The 16685-nt window shown below is 70.4% G+C and carries 17 protein-coding genes and 1 tRNA gene; 7 read left to right on the top strand and 11 right to left on the bottom strand.

Translation table 11 applies throughout. The features are described 5' to 3' along the window. The 3 genes from ACFFC4_RS19610 to ACFFC4_RS19600 all read right to left on the bottom strand — a co-directional run. Nucleotides 1-954: DUF222 domain-containing protein (locus ACFFC4_RS19610; RefSeq protein WP_375504003.1), on the bottom strand; the 954-nt coding region annotated here is incomplete at its 3' end. Nucleotides 955-1126: 172 nt separating this feature from the next. Next, nucleotides 1127-1696, bottom strand: a complete 570-nt coding sequence (gene pth, locus ACFFC4_RS19605) for an aminoacyl-tRNA hydrolase (protein ID WP_375504001.1) — start codon at nucleotides 1694-1696, stop codon at nucleotides 1127-1129. A gap of 27 nt (nucleotides 1697-1723) precedes the next feature. Continuing rightward, nucleotides 1724-2398, bottom strand: coding sequence for a 50S ribosomal protein L25/general stress protein Ctc (locus ACFFC4_RS19600; RefSeq protein ID WP_375503999.1), 675 nt, complete (start codon nucleotides 2396-2398; stop codon nucleotides 1724-1726). Between the two features lie 254 nt (nucleotides 2399-2652). On the opposite strand from ACFFC4_RS19600, the gene ACFFC4_RS19595 reads away from it, so the two are divergent. Together ACFFC4_RS19595 and ACFFC4_RS19590 are read left to right on the top strand one after the other, a co-directional pair. Beyond that, nucleotides 2653-3555 (top strand): 4-(cytidine 5'-diphospho)-2-C-methyl-D-erythritol kinase, encoded by a 903-nt coding sequence (locus ACFFC4_RS19595; RefSeq protein WP_375503997.1) that lies wholly within the window; start codon nucleotides 2653-2655, stop codon nucleotides 3553-3555. Then, nucleotides 3555-5321, top strand: a complete 1767-nt coding sequence (locus ACFFC4_RS19590; protein ID WP_375503995.1) for an ABC-F family ATP-binding cassette domain-containing protein — start codon at nucleotides 3555-3557, stop codon at nucleotides 5319-5321. Before ACFFC4_RS19595 ends, ACFFC4_RS19590 begins: the two co-directional genes overlap by 1 nt. 3 nt (nucleotides 5322-5324) lie before the next feature. Here the strand turns inward: ACFFC4_RS19590 and ACFFC4_RS19585 are convergent, their stop codons facing one another. The 3 genes from ACFFC4_RS19585 to ACFFC4_RS19575 form a co-directional block, all read right to left on the bottom strand. Then, nucleotides 5325-6275, bottom strand: coding sequence for a hypothetical protein (locus ACFFC4_RS19585; protein WP_375503993.1), 951 nt, complete (start codon nucleotides 6273-6275; stop codon nucleotides 5325-5327). Between the two features lie 44 nt (nucleotides 6276-6319). Next, nucleotides 6320-7774, bottom strand: a complete 1455-nt coding sequence (locus tag ACFFC4_RS19580; protein ID WP_375503991.1) for a hypothetical protein — start codon at nucleotides 7772-7774, stop codon at nucleotides 6320-6322. A 75-nt stretch (nucleotides 7775-7849) separates the two neighbouring features. Continuing rightward, nucleotides 7850-8509, bottom strand: coding sequence for a TetR family transcriptional regulator (locus ACFFC4_RS19575; RefSeq protein ID WP_375503989.1), 660 nt, complete (start codon nucleotides 8507-8509; stop codon nucleotides 7850-7852). A gap of 16 nt (nucleotides 8510-8525) precedes the next feature. On the opposite strand from ACFFC4_RS19575, the gene ACFFC4_RS19570 reads away from it, so the two are divergent. Next, entirely contained in the window at nucleotides 8526-9302 is a 777-nt protein-coding gene (locus ACFFC4_RS19570) for a tryptophan 2,3-dioxygenase (protein WP_375503987.1), read from the top strand. Beyond that, nucleotides 9295-10539: a kynureninase gene (kynU, locus tag ACFFC4_RS19565; RefSeq protein WP_375503985.1), complete on the top strand. Its 1245-nt coding sequence runs from the start codon at nucleotides 9295-9297 to the stop codon at nucleotides 10537-10539. The genes ACFFC4_RS19570 and kynU overlap by 8 nt, the downstream gene beginning before the upstream one ends. A 61-nt stretch (nucleotides 10540-10600) precedes the next feature. On the opposite strand, the gene ACFFC4_RS19560 is transcribed toward kynU, so the two are convergent. Next, on the bottom strand, nucleotides 10601-11560 hold the full coding sequence (locus ACFFC4_RS19560) for an acyl-CoA desaturase (RefSeq protein WP_375503983.1): 960 nt from the start codon (nucleotides 11558-11560) through the stop codon (nucleotides 10601-10603). 183 nt (nucleotides 11561-11743) lie between these two features. Here ACFFC4_RS19560 and ACFFC4_RS19555 point away from each other — a divergent pair. The 3 genes from ACFFC4_RS19555 to ACFFC4_RS19545 all read left to right on the top strand — a co-directional run bounded on the left by ACFFC4_RS19555 (nucleotide 11744) and on the right by ACFFC4_RS19545 (nucleotide 14329). Further along, nucleotides 11744-11818: transfer RNA gene (locus ACFFC4_RS19555), tRNA-Gln, on the top strand. Between the two features lie 28 nt (nucleotides 11819-11846). Beyond that, nucleotides 11847-13337: a bifunctional UDP-N-acetylglucosamine diphosphorylase/glucosamine-1-phosphate N-acetyltransferase GlmU gene (glmU, locus tag ACFFC4_RS19550; RefSeq protein ID WP_375504005.1), complete on the top strand. Its 1491-nt coding sequence runs from the start codon at nucleotides 11847-11849 to the stop codon at nucleotides 13335-13337. Further along, complete coding sequence (locus ACFFC4_RS19545) at nucleotides 13337-14329, top strand: ribose-phosphate diphosphokinase (protein WP_375503981.1); 993 nt, start codon at nucleotides 13337-13339, stop codon at nucleotides 14327-14329. The genes glmU and ACFFC4_RS19545 overlap by 1 nt, the downstream gene beginning before the upstream one ends. A gap of 191 nt (nucleotides 14330-14520) precedes the next feature. On the opposite strand, the gene ACFFC4_RS19540 is transcribed toward ACFFC4_RS19545, so the two are convergent. From ACFFC4_RS19540 to rsmA, 4 genes are all read right to left on the bottom strand, one after another. Further along, on the bottom strand, nucleotides 14521-14841 hold the full coding sequence (locus ACFFC4_RS19540; protein ID WP_375503979.1) for a hypothetical protein: 321 nt from the start codon (nucleotides 14839-14841) through the stop codon (nucleotides 14521-14523). A 77-nt stretch (nucleotides 14842-14918) separates the two neighbouring features. After that, a complete protein-coding gene (locus tag ACFFC4_RS19535) occupies nucleotides 14919-15167 on the bottom strand; it encodes a hypothetical protein (RefSeq protein WP_375503977.1) in 249 nt (82 codons plus the stop codon). 44 nt (nucleotides 15168-15211) lie between these two features. After that, nucleotides 15212-15634 carry a CD225/dispanin family protein gene (locus ACFFC4_RS19530; protein WP_375503975.1) on the bottom strand — a complete coding sequence of 141 codons (423 nt, stop codon included), beginning with the start codon at nucleotides 15632-15634 and terminating at the stop codon, nucleotides 15212-15214. A gap of 101 nt (nucleotides 15635-15735) precedes the next feature. Then, the gene (rsmA, locus tag ACFFC4_RS19525) at nucleotides 15736-16593 is read right to left on the bottom strand and encodes a 16S rRNA (adenine(1518)-N(6)/adenine(1519)-N(6))-dimethyltransferase RsmA (RefSeq protein WP_375503973.1); all 858 of its coding nucleotides are present in this window, start codon (nucleotides 16591-16593) and stop codon (nucleotides 15736-15738) included. Between the last annotated feature and the right edge of the window lie 92 nt (nucleotides 16594-16685).

Genomic DNA, 16685 nt, shown 5'->3' with positions numbered 1-16685 from the left:
GTCCAGCACGGTCATAAACAACCGGTAGTCGCCGCCGGCCCAGCTCATCGCCTCGCTGGTGGGGACCTGCGCGCCGTGCCCGGTGGTGGCGAACCCGGTGCCGGTGGCGTAGTCCTGGGCGCTCATGGTCAGGATGATCGTGGCCAGCACCCCACCGGACTTCTCCAAGCTGCCGGACCCGACCGTGATCTTAAGGGCATCGAGCAGCGCGTCGTGACGCCGCTGCCCCGCCGAGCGGGGGTCTTTCACACCGTCGGTTTCCGGTGTCGGGGCGCCGAGGGAGTCGAACGCGACCTGCAGCACCTCCGCCAGCTCCGCGGTGCCCTCGAAGCTGCCGGTGCAGGACCCGTCGGGGCGTTGGGTGAACCGCAGGTCCCGCTCCCGGCGCCGCTTCTCGACGTCGTCGAGTGTGCCGTCCGGGTCGAGCCAGTCGCGGTGCCGATCGGCTAGCTTCTGCAAGGCGCTGGCGTCATAACGCTGCGCGCTGTCGACCAACGCCGCCTCCACCTCGGGCACCCGCTCCAGGACTGTGTCGGGCAGCTTGTCCAACATGCAGGTGATCACCCGGGCCTGCCTCGCGGCCAGCTGCCCGTCGGCTTGCGCCGCAGCAACCGCCGGATACCGCGCGGGCAGCGGTTGGCCGAGCAGGGTGCGGCGGGACCCGGCGGCGTGCGCCGCCCGGACCCGGGCGTTCGCCTCGTGGATGTCGATGGTCAGCGTCTGCCGCAGCCACGGCGCTGGACCACGCGACAGAGTGTGGCCCGGCAGCCCGCGGCGTTCCACGTCGAGGATCAGGGCGTGATCGACCGGTTCCAGGCGGCGGCGCAGCGTCTCGAACGAGCGCAACGCGCTGATCACTTGCTCATCACCACAGCTGGCCAGTTCCACGGCCTGTAGGGCGTCGACGACCCGGTGGGCGTCGGCGAGCAGGGCGTCGAGATCGACCCGCTCCACCGTCTCGCTCAGGTGTTTGATTCTACCCGAAACGGGTCGCGCTGAACAGCGTCTACCCCAACAAATCCGGGGGGTAGAGCCACTTTCGCGATCAGCGAACAAGCACTCGAGAACGAAAGGCGAGCACACACACGACCGGCTCGTCGCTGCGCCTTTCGCCGTGATCCGAGCGTCAGTGGAACTCGTTCTGCGCCGCCTCGAGCCCATCGGCGATGAGCATCTCGACCGCATCCGCGGCGCGGTCCACCTCGAACGCCAGCTCCTTGCGCTCGACGGCCGAGAAGTCGCGAAGGACATAGTCGGCCGGGTCCTGGCGTCCGGGTGGGCGGCCGATGCCGAACCGCACGCGCGCGTACTCCTTGGACCCGAGCGCCGACGTCGTGGAGCGCAGCCCGTTGTGGCCGCCCTCGCCGCCGCCGCGTTTGAGTCGGACCGTCCCGAACGGCAGGTCGAGCTCATCGTGCACAACGACGATGCGCTCGACCGGGACCTTGTAGAAGCGCGACAGCGACACGACCGGCCCGCCGGACTCGTTCATGAACGACTTCGGCTTCATGAGCACAACCGGCAAGGCGCCGAGACGTCCTTCGACGATGTCGGCTCGGCCTTTGTGCGCCTTGAACCGTGCGCCCACCCGCTCGGCCAGCAGGTCGACCACAAAGAAACCGGCGTTGTGCCGGTTGCCTGCGTACTTGGGTCCGGGATTGCCGAGGCCGACGACCAGGAATCGGTCGTCGGCCACGGCGTCGTCAGATCGGGAGTGCGCGAGTTACTGGGCGCTGTCCTCGGCGGGCTTGTCGGCGTCGCCGGACTTGTCGCCCTCGGACTCGGAGTCGGGGGCGTCCTCCACGATGCCGAGCTCCTCGGCCGCCTCGGCGACCTCGGCGTCGAGCTGCTCGGCAGTCGGCGCCTCGGAGATGGCCAGCACCAGGGACTCGGCGTCGGTGATCAACGTGGTCCCGCTGGGGAGCGTGATGTTGCCGGCCGTGATCTGGCTGCCGATCTCGAGTCCCTCGATGCTGACCTCGAAGCCGGTCGGGATGTTGGTGGCGTCGGCCTCGACGCTGATGCTGGTGTTCTCCTGGTTGACCAGACCACCGGGGACGACCTCGCCGGTGACGCTGATCGACACGTCGACGGTGACCTTCTCACCGCGGCGCACGGCGAGCAGGTCGACATGCTCGAAATAGCCCTTGATCGGGTGGCGCTGGACCGACTTCGGGATGACAAGCTGCTCGCCGCCCTCGACGTCCAGGGTCAGCAGCGCGTTCGCGCCGCCCTTGCGAAGAGCGTGCGCAAGGTCGTGCGCGACGAGGGCCACGTGCCGCGGGTCTGCGCCATGGCCGTAGATGACGGCCGGGACCTTGCCCGCGCGGCGAGTGCGGCGCGCGCCGCCCTTGCCGAACTCGGTGCGGGTCTCGGCGGCGAGGCGGATCTCGGACATGGTGATGACTCCCTGAACGTATTGGCTAGTGCTCGTGCTGCGGGTGAAACGTCGAGCGATGCCTCGGACGCGATACGCGTCGACGAACGACATCGTTTCTCAACGACACCTCGTCGATGACGGATCCGTACGGGACGGTCCCTCGCCGGGCAACCTCGCCAGCCTACCGGCTCACCCGGCACCGCTCGACCACCGGGTCCAGCCCGCTCTCACCGTCCCGAGCGCCGATCGGCGGCCTCCGTAGAGTGCAGCGAGTGCCTGCCGACCCGGATCGCCGCGTGCGCGTGCGCGTCCCGGCCAAGGTGAACCTGCACCTGTCGGTCGGGGACCTACGTCAGGACGGCTTCCACGATCTCGTGACCGTCTTCCATGCCGTCGGGCTCTACGACGAGGTCACCGCCTCGTCCTCGACGGAGTTATTCCTCACCGTCGACGGCGAAGGTGGCGACAGCCTCCCGACCGACGCCGGAAACCTGGCCTGGCGCGCGGCGCAACTGCTGGCTGAGGCCGCTGACGTCCCCGCCCAGGTCAGCCTCGCATTGTGCAAGGCCATTCCGGTGGCCGGTGGGCTGGCCGGCGGGTCGGCCGACGCGGCCGCGACGCTCGTCGCCTGCGCCGAACTGTGGAACGTCGACGCCGGGCTGGCGGAACTCGCCGCACAGCTCGGCAGTGACGTCGCGTTCCCGCTGCTGGGCCGCACGGCGCTCGGCACCGGGCGCGGCGAGATCCTCGAACCGGTGCGGTCGGCAGGAGAGCTGCACTGGGTACTTGCCCTCTCCGATCTGGGCATCTCAGCCGCCGACGCCTACCGCGAGCTGGACCGCCAGCGCGCGACCGGTGTGGCCGCCGAGCCCCTCGGCTCGGCGCGTCCGCTGCTGGACGCGCTCGCGATCAACGACGTCGAGCGGGTCGCGGCCCTGCTGGCCAACGACCTGCAACCAGCCGCGCTAACCCTGGCCCCGTCGCTGCGCGACACCCTCTCCGCCGGGATCGACGGCGGGGCGCTCGCCGGCATTGTGTCCGGCTCCGGCCCCACCTGCGCGTTCCTCTGTGCGGACACGGAGTCCGCCGAGAAGGTCGCGGCCGCGCTCGCCGGAGCGTGTCGCGAGGCCCGGGTCGCGACGGGGCCCGCACCCGGTGCGCGAGTGTTGCCCTGATGGCCAACCTCGTGAACCTGGAGAACGTCGGCAAGGCATACGGCACCACCGTCGTGCTCGACGGGGTGTCCCTGGGCGTCGCCGAGGGCGAGAAGATCGGCGTGGTCGGACGCAATGGCGGCGGCAAGTCGACGTTGCTGCGCCTGATCGTCGGCGATGAAACACCTGACACCGGTCGCGTCACCCGCTCTGGCGACGCCCGGATCGCCACGGTCGACCAGCGCGGCCTCCTGCCGGCCGGCTCGTCGGTGCGCACGGTTGTCGTCGGCGACGGCGCCGAGCACGAGTGGGCCGGTGACGCCGGCGTCCGCGAGGTGCTCGCCGGCCTGGGGCTGGCCGCCGTCGGGCTGGACGCCGACGTCGCCCGGCTGTCCGGCGGCGAGCGACGCCGCGTCGCGCTGGCCGCCGCACTGGTTCAGCAAGCCGATCTGTTGGTGCTCGATGAGCCGACCAACCACCTCGACGTCGAGGGCATCACCTGGCTGGCCGACTACCTGCGCGCCCGGCGCGGCGCCCTGCTCGTCGTCACCCACGACCGCTGGTTCCTGGACGCGGTGTGCGAGCGGATGTGGGAGGTCGGCGACGCCACAGTCCGGCCCTTTGACGGCGGGTACGCGGCGTACGTGCTCGCCCGAGCCGAGCGCATGCGTCAGGCCGAGGCCACCGAGTCGCGGCGGCAGAACCTGCTGCGCAAGGAGCTGGCCTGGCTGCGCCGTGGCGCCCCGGCGCGGACGTCCAAGCCGAAGTTCCGCATCGACGCGGCCGAGGCGTTGATCGCCGATGTCCCGGAACCGCGCAGCGGCGTCGAACTCAGAGCCCTGGCCCAGCGGCGGCTCGGCCGCAGCGTCGTCGACATCGAGGACGTCACCGTCACGGTCGGCGCCCGTCCAGGCGGCATCGGTCGCACCCTGCTCGACCACATCACCTGGCACGTCGGGCCGGGCGATCGGATCGGCATCATCGGCGTCAACGGCTCCGGCAAGACCCACCTGTTGCGCCTGCTGGCCGGCGAATTGGCACCCGACGAGGGCACGGTCAAGATCGGCCAGACCGTGTACACCGGCCATCTCAGCCAGGAGATCGTCGAGCTGCCCGACAAGCTGCGAGTGCTGGAGGCCGTGAACGAGGTGCGCACCACGGCCGAGTTGGACGGCGTCGAACTCAGCGCCGGGCAGCTGGCCGAAAGCTTCGGCTTCCCCAACGAGCGTCAGTGGACGCCGGTGGCGGACCTGTCCGGCGGCGAGCGGCGTCGGCTGCAACTGCTGCGCCTGCTGCTCACCCAGCCGAACCTGTTGTTGCTCGACGAACCCACCAACGACCTGGACACCGACACCCTGGCCGCGCTCGAGGACCTGCTCGATCGGTGGGCCGGCACGATCGTGATCGTCAGCCACGACCGCTACCTGCTCGAGCGGGTCTGTGACACCACCGTCGCGCTGCTCGGCGACGGCTCACTGGCCGCGCTGCCCGGCGGCGTCGAGGAATACCTCTCGCGACGAGCGTCGACACGTGCGGGCGTCGACGCCGCCGCGGCCGACGAGCGGCGCGAGAAGCGGGGCGACACCCGGTCCGCCCGCAAGGAACTCACCCGCCTCGAGCGCCGGGTCGGAACCCTGGACAAACAGGTCGCGGCGGTACACCAGCAGCTGGCCGAGCACGCCACGGACTACGCGAAGGTCGCCGAGCTGAACGCTCAGCTCAGAACGCTCGTCGACGAGCGCGAACTGGCCGAGGAGGCCTGGCTCGAACTCGCCGACGACGCCTGAGGCCTACTGCTGCTCGGCGTTCTCGGCGACGTCGCCCTCGTCGGTGTGCGCGGCAGCCGTGGTGCCCGACAGCGTGGCCAACATCTGACGCACGTTGGACAGCTGGGCGTTGATCGCATTGCGCCGCTGGACGTGCGCGGCGAGCTCGCGCTCGGACTCGTCGCGGATGCGGTCGGCACGGGCCACGGCCTCGGCAACGATCTGCTCGGCCTTCTGCTCGGACTCGGAGGTCAGCTGGGTAGCGCGCCGGGCGGCCTCGGCCTGGATCTGGTCGGCCTGCGAACGCATGTTGGTGACGCGGTCGCGGGCATCGCTGAGCGCCTGCTCGGCCTCATCGGTGCGCGCCTGGAAGATCTCCTCGGCCTTGTCACGGCGCTCGGCGAGCGTCTTCTCGAAGTCGGCCGCGGCCTTCGCCGAACGGGCCCGCTGCTCCTCGTACATGGCCTCGGCCTCGTTGCGGCGGGCGATGGCGCGACGCTCGGCCTCATCGACCATCTGATCGGCGCTGCGCTTGGCGTCCTCGACGATGCGCGCGGCCTCTGAGTCTGCGCGCTCCCGGGTCTCGCGCGCGTAGGTGTCAGCGTCCTCGCGCGTGCTGGCGACGGACGACTCGGCCTCGGCCAGGCTGCGGTGCACCTCGGCCACCGCGGCCGAGCGCATCTCCTCGGCCTCCTCCTCGGCCATGGCCAGGATGCGACCCACCCGTTTGCCGAAGTCGTGATAGGTCGGCTCAGCGGGCGGCTGCGGCTTGGCGTCGCGCTCGCGGGCCTCGGCGACCTGCTGGGTGGCCTGCTCGGCCTGGTGGCTCAACGAATCGACCTGTGCCGCGAGCTGGTCGGCCCGGGCTTTGGCCTCGGCAGCCGCCTGGGAGAGCTCGGCCACGTGGCGGTCGACCTCAGCCGGGTCGTAACCGCGCATCACGGTCCGGTAGGTGCTCGTGGTGTTATCGCTCATGACAGGCCGACACTCTTTTCGTCACTACGTTGGGATTCGAGAGACTACCGGTCCCCGGTGTCGACGAACGGATCAGCCGGTTCGACAACCTGGTGCCCGACCGGGGCAGGGCCGCCGCCGGCGTCGAGCCGGTCGGCCACGGCCAAGGCGTCGATGACGCCCGAGAGGTCGCCCAGTTGCTTGGCGATCTCGTCGCGGTGCGCGCCGAGCACGGCGACCTCGGCCCGTGCCTCGGCCAGCAAGGAGCGCGCTGCGGACCGCAACTCGTCGGCCTCGGCGCGCGCCTCGGCGATGAGCCGGTTGGCCTCGTCCTTGGACGTCCGGCGCAACTCGCGCGCCTCGTTCTGCATCCGCGCGAGATCAGCGACGGCCTGCTCGCGTACGGCGCGCGAGCCGGTCTCGGCCTCGGCTTCCCGGCGGCTGGCCCGCTCGAGCGCCTCGGCGGCCTGATGTTCGGCGGCCGCGATGATCTGCTCGGCGTCCTCGCCGGCCTGTTGACGGATGTCGCTCGCGTCGAGTTGGGCCGACTCCAGCAACGCCGCGTACTCGTCCTGCACCTCAGCCCGTTGCGCAGCGACCAAGTCCTCGGCGCTGCGGCGGCGCTGCTCGACCTCCGCGTCACTGCTCTCGGCCCGCGACCGGGCGTTGTCGAGCACGGCCGCGGCCGCGACGTCGGCCTGCTCGCGGACCTTCTCGGCATCGGCCTCGGCGGCGGCGAGCAGGTCGGACATCGTCTGCTTCGTCCACGCGGTCTGCTCGGCCGCCTCGGTGATCTCGGCGGCCACCGCCTCGTGGGTGTCGTCGAGCAGCTTCTCGCCGGCGGCGCGCGCCTCGGCGCGGATCGCATCGGCCTGGGCCTGGCTGTCGGCCACGATGGACGAGGCCTGCTTGCGGATGGCCCGCACCTCGACCTCGGCCTCGAGGTGCAGCTGGCGCCGTGCGGCCGACGCCTCCTGGGCGAGCCGGTCCTGTTCGGCGTCGAACTCGGCCCGCACCGCCAGGAGCAGCGCCTGGTGCTCGTCCCGCGCGCGAGCCAGGGCGGCCTCGTGCTCCTCGGCCGCAACCAGCGCACGCGCCTCGATGTCCGCCGCACGCTGACGGGCGGCCGCGACGATGGCCTCGGCCTGGTCGCGCAGGACCTTCGCTGCGACGCGACCGTCCTGGGCCAGGCGCTCGGCGTCCTCACGAGCGTCGGCCAGCAGTGCGTCGGCCGACTGCTCGGCGCGGACGGCGACCATGCGGGCCTGCTCGAGGGCGTCGGAGATGATCGCCTGCGCGTCGCTGCGAGTGCCGCCGTCAAGGTCCGGCGCGGCGGCGGACTCGAGCCGATGGCCGAATTCCTGCGCCGGGTCCGATCCGGTGGCATCGGGTCTGCCGCGGTCGCGGGGGAACGGCGTAGGACGGGCGCGGGTCGTCGGCGCCTGAGCACCGGCGGGAGCGGTCGGTACCGGCTCCCCGGACTCGCCGGGGGGAGCCGCCTCGTCCTGCATGGACCCCATCGTGTCAGGCTCGCCGTCGATACGCACGATCCGTCGCGGCCCGCGCCCGGCCGCGGCCCACCAGGCCGGCCTCGCTCAGGACGGCGGGCGCGAGCGCGGCGGCCGTGGTGCAGCCTCCAGGTGCTTGAGCCCGTTCCACCCCAGATTCACCAGGTGCGCAGCCACCTGCTCGCGGCTGGGCTCGCGCTCCTCCAGCCACCACATCCCGGTGAACGCAACCATGCCCACCAGCATCTGGGCGTACATCGGAGCCAGCTCGACCGAGAGCTCGGTGCGCGCGAATTCACGTCCGAGGATGTGCTCGACCTGGCTGGCCACATCGTTGAGCAGCGAGGAGAACCCGCCCCCGGATCCGGACGTCTCGTCCGACACCGACGTCACCGGCGAGTCGCGCGCCAGGATGCGAAAACCGTCGGTCTCCTCCTCGATATATGTCAACAGCGCCAACGCCGCCTGCTCGACCAGCTCGTAGGCGTGGCCGTCGGCCATAGAGGCCGTCAACCGCTCGAGCAGGTCGGCCATCTCGCGGTCGACGACGACGGCGTAAAGGCCTTCCTTGCCGCCGAAGTGCTCGTAGACGACCGGTTTGCTGACGCCGGCGCGGGCTGACACCTCCTCGATGGAGGCGCCGTCGTAGCCCTTCTCGGCGAACAGCGCGCGGCCGATGGCGATCAGCTGCTCGCGGCGTTCCCGGCCGGTCATCCGGACCCTCGGGCGTCGCTCGGACTCACTCATCGTCGATGATGGTCCCATGAGCGGTATGTCGACGTCGGACGAACTCACCTACTCCAGCTACCTGCGCCTGGACGACCTGCTCGCGGCGCAGTCACCACGTACCGACGAGCACGACGAACTGCTGTTCGTGATCATCCACCAGGTCTACGAGCTGTGGTTCAAACAGATCCTGCACGAGGCGGCCTGGCTGCAGGAGCGCCTCGAGGCGGGCGACGCCGCGGGCGCCCTGCTGACGTCACGCCGCATCGGCAAGATCCTCAAGACGATCGTCGGCCAGCTCGACGTGCTGGAGACGATGACGCCGCGCCAGTTCGCGTCCTTCCGTCCTGAGCTCGGCGGGTCCAGTGGGTTCCAGTCCGAGCAGTTCCGCGAGCTCGAGGCGGTGCTGGGCCGGCGCGACCTCGACCCGTCCCGCGACTCCCGGACGGCCACGGCGATGACGCGGCGCTCGGTGTTCGACTCGTTGCTGGGCCACCTCGCCAAGGCGGGCTACGACGTGCCGCCGGCGGCTCTCGAGCGTGATCCCGCGGAGCAGTGGCCGGCGGGAGACCCGTCAATCATCGCGATGCTCGCCGACGTCTACGCCGACGAGCGCGGCTCCTCGGCTCAGCTGTGCGAGGCCCTGGTCGACATCGACGAGGGCATCCAGGAGTGGCGCTACCGGCACGTCAAGATGGTGGAGCGCACGATCGGTGCGCAGCCGGGCACCGGCGGTTCGGCCGGCGCGGCCTACCTGCGCACGACGCTGTTCCGTCCCGCGTTCCCCGACCTCTGGCAGGTGCGGGGTGTTTGACTCGATCCGCTCGCGCTCCGCCGCCGAGCAGGCCGACGCCGACGACCCGCTCGGCTACCTGCGCGCGCAGTTCACGCTGCCGGAGGGCGTTGTCTACCTCGACGGCAACTCCCTGGGCGCGCTACCCGTCCGCGTCGGCCCGACCGTCGCCGACTCGATCGCCCGCGAATGGGGCACCGATCTCATCGGCTCGTGGAACGACAACGGCTGGTGGACGTTGCCGACGCGCGTAGGCGACCGGATCGGCGCGTTGATCGGCGCCGCCCCGGGCCAGGTGCTGTGCGGCGACTCGACGACCGTCCAGCTGTTCCAGGCCATGGTCGCGCTGGCCCGGCTCAAGCCACGCCGATCGGTGATCATCACCGACGGCGCGAACTTTCCGACCGACCAGTACGTCGCCGAATCGGTGGCGCGCCTGCTCGGCCTCGAGCTGGTGCGCGTTCGTCCCGACGAGCTGGCCTCGGCGCTCGACAGCCGCACCGCGCTCGTCGCCTTCAGCGCTGTCGACTACCGCACCGGCGAACTGTGGGACGCCGCAGGTATCACCGCGATGACGCACGGCGCGGGTGCGCTGATGCTCTGGGACCTCGCGCACGCGGCCGGCGCCGTGCCGTTCGACCTCGACAGCCTCGGCGCCGACGCGGCCGTCGGCTGCTCGTACAAATACCTGAACGGTGGCCCGGGCGCGCCGGCGTGGATCTACCTGCCGACTCGGCACCAGGCCGTCGCCGACCTGCCGCTCACCGGCTGGCAGGGCCACGTCACGCCGTTCGACCTGGCCCAGACCTACGCACCCGCGGAGGGCGTCGAACGGGCGCGGATCGGGACGCCGCCGGTGCTGTCGATGCGTGCCTTGGACGCCGCCCTCGACGTCTTCGACGGGGTTGCCCTGGCCGAGCTGCGCGAGAAGTCGCTGCGCCTCACCGACCTGGTGATCGGCTTCGCCGACGCCTTCCTGCCCGAGGTCGAGGTCGTCACCCCGCGCGAGTCGTGGCGGCGCGCCTCGCAGGTGGCACTGAGGATTCCGGGCGTCGAGTCGGCCTACGCCGTGACGCAGGCGCTGATCGCCCGCGGGGTGGTCGGCGACTTCCGCGCGCCAGACCTCGTCCGGCTCGGGTTCACCCCGCTGTACCTGTCGTTCACCCAGGTCTGGGACGCGATGGAGATCATCCGAGGTGTCCTGGCCAGCGGCGAATGGCGCGAGCCGCGCTTTGCGGTCCGCGCCGCCGTCACCTGACCCTGCCCATCGGTGATCAACAGCGCCGAAACGTCGTAGCACGACGTTTCGGCGCTGTTGATCACTTCGGGGTGTCGACGCGCAGCTTGGCGATGCGCTCGGGCTTCGGCCAGCGGACGTCCGTGGCCCAACCCAGCTTCTCGAAGATCCAGATGACGCGGGCGGACTCGTCGAGCTGACCGCGCAGCACGCCGTGGCGGGCGGCCGTCGGGTCGGCGTGGTGCAGGTTGTGCCAGCTCTCACCGAAGCTCAGGATCGCCAGCGGCCAGAAGTTCGCGCTCTTGTCGCGAGAGGTGAACGGCCGATCGCCGATCATGTGGCAGACCGAGTTGATCGACCACGTCACGTGGTGCAGCAGGAAGATGCGCACGAGCGAGGCCCAGAAGAACGCCGACAGCGCACCGGCGATGGACATCGTGACCAACCCGCCGATGGCGGCGGGGAGCAGCAGCGACGTGATCACCCAGACCGGGAACAGCTTGTCGACGCGGCTGATGTCCTTGTCGCGCAGCAGGTCGGGCGTGTACTTCTCGCGATTCGTGTGCTCGATGTCGAACAGCCAACCGAGGTGGGCAAACCAGAAACCCTTGATCAGTGCGGGCGTCGTGTCACCGAAGCGCCACGGCGAGTGCGGGTCGCCCTCGCGGTCGCTGAACGCGTGGTGGCGCCGGTGATCGGCCACCCAGCGGATCACCGGACCCTCGATACCCATCGAACCGGCGATGGCCAGCCCGATCCGCAGGCCCCGGTTCGCCTTGAAGGAGCTGTGCGTGAACAGCCGGTGGAACCCGACGGTGATCCCGAAGCCCGTGCCGAAGTAGAAGACGACGAGCAGGACGACGTCGGTCCAGCTCATCCCCCAGCCCCAGGCCACCGGGATGACCGCGGCGAACGCGACGAACGGCACGATGACGAACAGGTAGAGCACGAACTGCTCGCCGCGACGCTTCGTCCCCTCGAATACCGGCTTCGGAGCGCTCTCGGGCGGCGGGGTCGGCGAACGTTCGTCGAGAAGGGTCATGGGCCAGCTTTCCGGATGGGATGCGCGGGTGCGGCGCTCACAGATGAGGGAACCCAGGTCGGCGAACCAGGTGTTTGATCGGCGCCAACCCGTCGGTTACGGAAGCGTAACTTACCTGGACGACCAACTGAACCCTTCGACGCGGCGGTGATGCCATAACCTGGTCCGCGGTGGAAGGGGCAGTGGGGGATGGGGTAATGGCAGCCCGCCGGCCTTTGGAGCCGTGCAGTCTGGGTTCGAATCCCAGTCCCCCAGCCACCGGACGCCGTCGTGGAGAGGAACCGACCTGGTGTTCCAGCCCCCCGCCGCCGTGATCGTGCTCGCCGCCGGTGCAGGCACCCGCATGCGCTCGGCCGCCCAGCCCAAGGTCCTGCACGGCTTCGCGGGTCGCTCGATGCTCGGCCACGTCCTGGCCGCGACCGACTCGCTTGCAGCCGTTGCCACCGTGGTCGTGGTCGGCCACCGCCGCGACGAGGTCACTGCGCACCTGGCTGCGATTGCGCCGGCGGCGGTGCCCGTGGTCCAGGACGAGCAGCGCGGCACCGGGCACGCCGTGCGCCTGGCCCTCGAGGCCGTGCCCGCCGACGCCACCGGCACGGTGCTCGTCGTCCCGGGCGACGCACCGCTGCTCACCGACGCCGCCCTCGCCGCCCTGGTCGGCGAGCATCAGGCCGCGGGCGCCGCGGCCACCCTGCTCACCAGCGTCCTGGCCGACCCCACCGGCTACGGGCGGGTGTTGCGCGGCGCCGACGGCCGCGTCACCCGCGTGGTCGAGCACAAGGACGCCGGCCCGGACGAGCTGGCCGTGAGCGAGGTCGCCACGAGCGTCTACGCCTTCGAACCCGCTGCACTGCGCGACGCTGTCGGCCGGCTGTCGACAGACAACGCGCAAGGTGAGGAGTACCTGCCCGATGTCATCGGCATCCTCACCGGCGACAGACGGCACGTGGCTGCCATCGTCGCTCCCGCCGACGAGACGGCCGGCGTCAACGACCGCGTGCAGCTCGCCGCCGCGCACGCCGCCTACAACCGCCGCCTGCTCGAGGCGCACATGCGCGCCGGCGTCACGGTCGTCGATCCGGCCACGACGTGGGTGGACGCCGACGTCGTGCTCGAACCCGACGTCACCATCTGGCCGACGGTCGACCTGCGCGGGCGCACTGTCGTGGCCGGCGGCGCCGAGATCGGCCCGCACACTAGCCTGACCGACACCGGCGTCGGCCCCGGCGCGGTGGTGAACCGCACCGTAGCCATCGGCGCGAGTATCGGCGCCGAGGTGACCGTGGGCCCGTTTGCCTACCTCCGCCCGGGCACGGTCCTGCACGAGGGAGCACACGTCGGCACGTATGTCGAGGTGAAGAACAGCGAGGTCGGCGTCGGCAGCAAGGTGCCGCATCTGTCCTACGTCGGCGACGCCACCATCGGCGACCACAGCAACATCGGCGCCGCCACCGTGTTCGTCAACTACGACGGCGTCGCCAAGCACCGCAGCATCGTCGGCGACCACGTGAAGATCGGCTCGGACACCATGATCGTGGCCCCCCGCGAGATCGGCGACGGCGCGTACACGGCCGCCGGTTCGGTCATCACCCAGGACGTTCCGGCGGGTGCCATGGCCGTGGCCCGCGCCAAGCAGCGAAACGTGGCAGGCTGGGTGGAGCGCAGGCGCGCAGGCACACCTGCCGCCGATGCCGCCCGAGCCGCTATCGACGCCGATACGGACGGGACGTCCAACACCGGCCCGACCACCTCCCACGACGTGCGAACGGAAGATTGATGTCGACTCTGCAGGTCGCCGGTCGAAAGAGCCTGGTCATCCTGTCCGGCGGTGCCTACCCGCAGCTCGCCGACGAGATCGCGCACCATGTCGGGGTCACCATCACCGAGACCACCCGGCGCCAGTTCGCCAACGGCGAGCTGTTCATCCGGCCGAACGATTCTGTACGCGGTACCGACGCCTTCGTCATCCAGTCCCACACCACGCCGATCAACGACTGGCTGATGGAGAGCCTGATCCTGGTTGACGCCCTCAAGCGGGCCTCGGCCAAGCGCATCACCGTCGTGGCGCCGTTCTACCCCTATGCCCGCCAGGACAAGAAGCACCGCGGCCGCGAGCCGATCTCGGCCCGGCTCGTCGCCGACATGTTCAAGACGGCAGGTGCCGACCGGCTGATGACCGTCGACCTGCACACCGCGCAGATCCAGGGCTTCTTCGACGTCCCCGTCGACCACTTGTTCGCAATGCCGCTGCTGTCGAACTACGTCCGCGAGAAGTACAGCGACCGCGACTCGACCAGTGATCTTGTCGTCGTCTCCCCCGACACCGGCCGCGTCCGGATGGCCGAGCAGTGGGCCGACGAGCTCGGCGGCCTGGACATCGCCTTCGTGCACAAGAGCCGCAACATCGACGCCGCGAACGAGGTCGAGGCCAACCGCGTGGTCGGTGACGTCGCCGGCCGGTGCGCCCTGCTGATCGACGACATGATCGACACCGCGGGCTCGATCACCAAAGCCGCGGAGTTACTGTTCGCCGAGGGCGCCACCGACGTGATCGTCGCGGCCACGCACGGGATCTTCAGCGGCCCGGCCGTCGACCGCCTCAAGAACAGCCGCATCAGCGAGGTCATCGTCACCAACACCCTGCCGATCCTCGAGGAGCAGCAGTTCGACAAGCTGACCGTCCTGACGATTGCCCCGCTCCTAGCGCAGGCCATCAAGCAGGTCTTCGAGGACGGCTCGGTCACGAGCCTCTTCCGGGGACGAAGCTAGTAGTACAGCCGGGGATGGAGCTAGTACTGCAGCCGTAGTTCGTGATCATCGTTGTTCTCGTCGTCGGTAGTGGCAGTCGTGGGCTCGGGCTTGGTGTCTTCGACGCCAGGTCGACCAGGCGAGCAGCGTCGAGAGGGAATGTCGGCCGGCGAGCAGGAGTGCGTCGAACAGGCGACGGAAGTCGTTGGCGGTCAGCTCGATGAGTCCGGCCGGGGTCGGCGCGTGGTCGCGTTCAATCGCGGTGGCGACGGCGAGGAAGGCGTGCGCGAGCCGGTGTCCGGGTCGGTCTCGGGCTCCAGGGTCAGCCACGCCCAGGAGTAGAAACGCGGCCCCTTGCTGCGTGGACCGACTGAGCGTCGTTCCCACGCGCTGGCGGGCAGATTCGCGGCGAGCTCGTCGACCCGCCGCGGCCCGATGCCGGTGGGCATACGGCGGTTCGCCGCGACCTGCATCACGTAGCCCAGTCCGAGACCACGGATGGTCGCGCGCAGCCGCGGGTCGGGGCAGGTCATCCCGCACCAGCTCGGCGTCCCACTTCGCCCGGGCGAGCAGGTGCTGCAACCTGTCCGGGGCAACGTCGCCGCGATGCTCAGCGATCAGTTCTTCCGGTCCAGCCGGACAGCATGCCGAGCATCAACCCGGCCGCGTGCCGCAACGGCTCGTAGCGGGCGAACCGGCCCTCGATGCGATCCAGCACCGCGCCGAACGCCGTCTGCCACCGGACAGGATCTACCCTATGAACCGCGGCCACCGCGGCGTTCTCGTTGTTCCACCAAGCACCGATGCTCGCCCGGTGGCCGCCCCACAACGCCGCTGAAACGCCTGTCCAGCAGGCCATTCACATCAAAGATCACGATCTACGGCTGCAGCACTAGCAGCGCATCAGCAGTTGTAGCCATGGCAGTAGCTGGCACTCGTGGAGGCCCCGACTGCCACGACTATGACGAGCCACAACGCGATCCAGCCGATGCCGATGCACAGCGCGATGATGCCGAACTTCTTGACCCGGTTTGCCTGGTACTGAGCGCCGTTGATGTCGCCGACGAACAGCGCGCGGTCGATGTTGCCCCAGGCCGAGGTGAGGGAGTAGATCGCCAGGGGCCAGAAGAACAGCCAGTTGACGACGAACCAGCCCGTTGGCTTCTGCACCGCGGCGAACCCGTATGGCGCCTGGCCGTACTGGCCATACGGTGGCTGACCGTATTGGGCGTAGGGAGGCTGGCCGTATGCCGGCGGCGGCGCCTGGCCGTAACCGGGTGGCGGGGCTTGCCCGTACGGGTTCTTTGAGAAGTCAGGGCTGGTCACGGGGGACTCCTACACAGGCAAAGGCACGGGACGGGTTGACGGTGACAGTAAGCGACGGCGGACCGGTCAGGCAGCCGACGGCGACGTCCGACCGTAGATCGTCATTTGTCGCGACGTGGACGCTGCTCGGCAAGCCGGGCGAACGCACTGACGTCTAGCGTCTCACCGCGGGCGCGCGGGTCGACGCCGGCGGAGACGAGCGCCTGCTCCGCGCTCGCAGCCGAACCGGCCCAACCGGCCAACGCCGCGCGCAGCGTCTTACGGCGTTGCGCGAAGGCAGCGTCGACGACGGCGAACACCTCGGCACGGTCGGCGGTGGTCGGCGGTGCCGGCCGGCGGGAGAGTCGGACGAGCCCGGAGTCGACGTTGGGCATCGGCCAGAACACCGACGGCGGGACGGCTCCGGCGCGAGCAGCCGCGGCGTACCAGGCCACCTTGACGCTCGGCACGCCGTAGATCCGCGACCCTGGTCCGGCGACGAGCCGGTCGGCCACCTCGGCCTGCACCATCACGAGCGCACGCTGCAACGTCGGGACGATCTCGAGCAGGTGCAGCACGACCGGCACCGCGACGTTGTAGGGCAAGTTGGCGACCAGCGCGGTTGGGGCGGGCCCGGGCACCTCGCTCAACCGCAGGGCGTCGGCGGGGACGGTCAACAGCTCGGCCGCGGGCAACCGCTCCTCGACAGTGCCGGACAGCGCGGTCGCGAGCACGGAGTCGATCTCGACAGCCGTGACGGCGTGCCCCGCCTCGAGCAGGCCGAGCGTCAACGAGCCCAGACCTGGCCCGATCTCGAGCACCCGCTCACCAGCAAGCAGCTCGGCCGCCCGGACGATGCGGCGGATGGTGTTCGCGTCGTGCAGGAAGTTCTGGCCCAGTGTCTTGGTGGGCCGGAGGTTCAGCCGGGCGGCCTGCGCGCGGATAGCGGCCGGGCCGAGGAGCACCGAGTCGGCGGGCACGCACTCTCCCAACCCCGCCGGCCGGCAGCCGGCGCCTGCAGAGGCGATCAACGCCGCGGACGTGCTTTAGTCTGCCAGCACGCACTCAGGCT

It is taken from the genome of uncultured Jatrophihabitans sp. (genome assembly GCF_964244045.1).
Classification (GTDB): Bacteria; Actinomycetota; Actinomycetes; order Mycobacteriales; family Jatrophihabitantaceae; genus Jatrophihabitans.
Note: the sequence above shows the minus strand (reverse complement) of the source record. Positions and strands in the feature narration are given on the sequence as shown.

Bases quoted from the DNA above. Each gene is read 5' to 3' on its own strand.
- ACFFC4_RS19600 (WP_375503999.1), bottom strand. From the start codon at position 2,398: ATGTCCGAGATCCGCCTCGCCGCCGAGACCCGCACCGAGTTCGGCAAG.
- ACFFC4_RS19590 (WP_375503995.1), top strand. From the start codon at position 3,555: ATGGCCAACCTCGTGAACCTGGAGAACGTCGGCAAGGCATACGGCACC.
- ACFFC4_RS19585 (WP_375503993.1), bottom strand. From the start codon at position 6,275: ATGAGCGATAACACCACGAGCACCTACCGGACCGTGATGCGCGGTTAC.
- ACFFC4_RS19580 (WP_375503991.1), bottom strand. From the start codon at position 7,774: ATGGGGTCCATGCAGGACGAGGCGGCTCCCCCCGGCGAGTCCGGGGAG.
- ACFFC4_RS19575 (WP_375503989.1), bottom strand. From the start codon at position 8,509: ATGAGTGAGTCCGAGCGACGCCCGAGGGTCCGGATGACCGGCCGGGAA.
- ACFFC4_RS19570 (WP_375503987.1), top strand. From the start codon at position 8,526: ATGAGCGGTATGTCGACGTCGGACGAACTCACCTACTCCAGCTACCTG.
- ACFFC4_RS19560 (WP_375503983.1), bottom strand. From the start codon at position 11,560: ATGACCCTTCTCGACGAACGTTCGCCGACCCCGCCGCCCGAGAGCGCT.
- ACFFC4_RS19545 (WP_375503981.1), top strand. From the start codon at position 13,337: ATGTCGACTCTGCAGGTCGCCGGTCGAAAGAGCCTGGTCATCCTGTCC.
- ACFFC4_RS19540 (WP_375503979.1), bottom strand. From the start codon at position 14,841: ATGACCTGCCCCGACCCGCGGCTGCGCGCGACCATCCGTGGTCTCGGA.
- ACFFC4_RS19535 (WP_375503977.1), bottom strand. From the start codon at position 15,167: ATGGCCTGCTGGACAGGCGTTTCAGCGGCGTTGTGGGGCGGCCACCGG.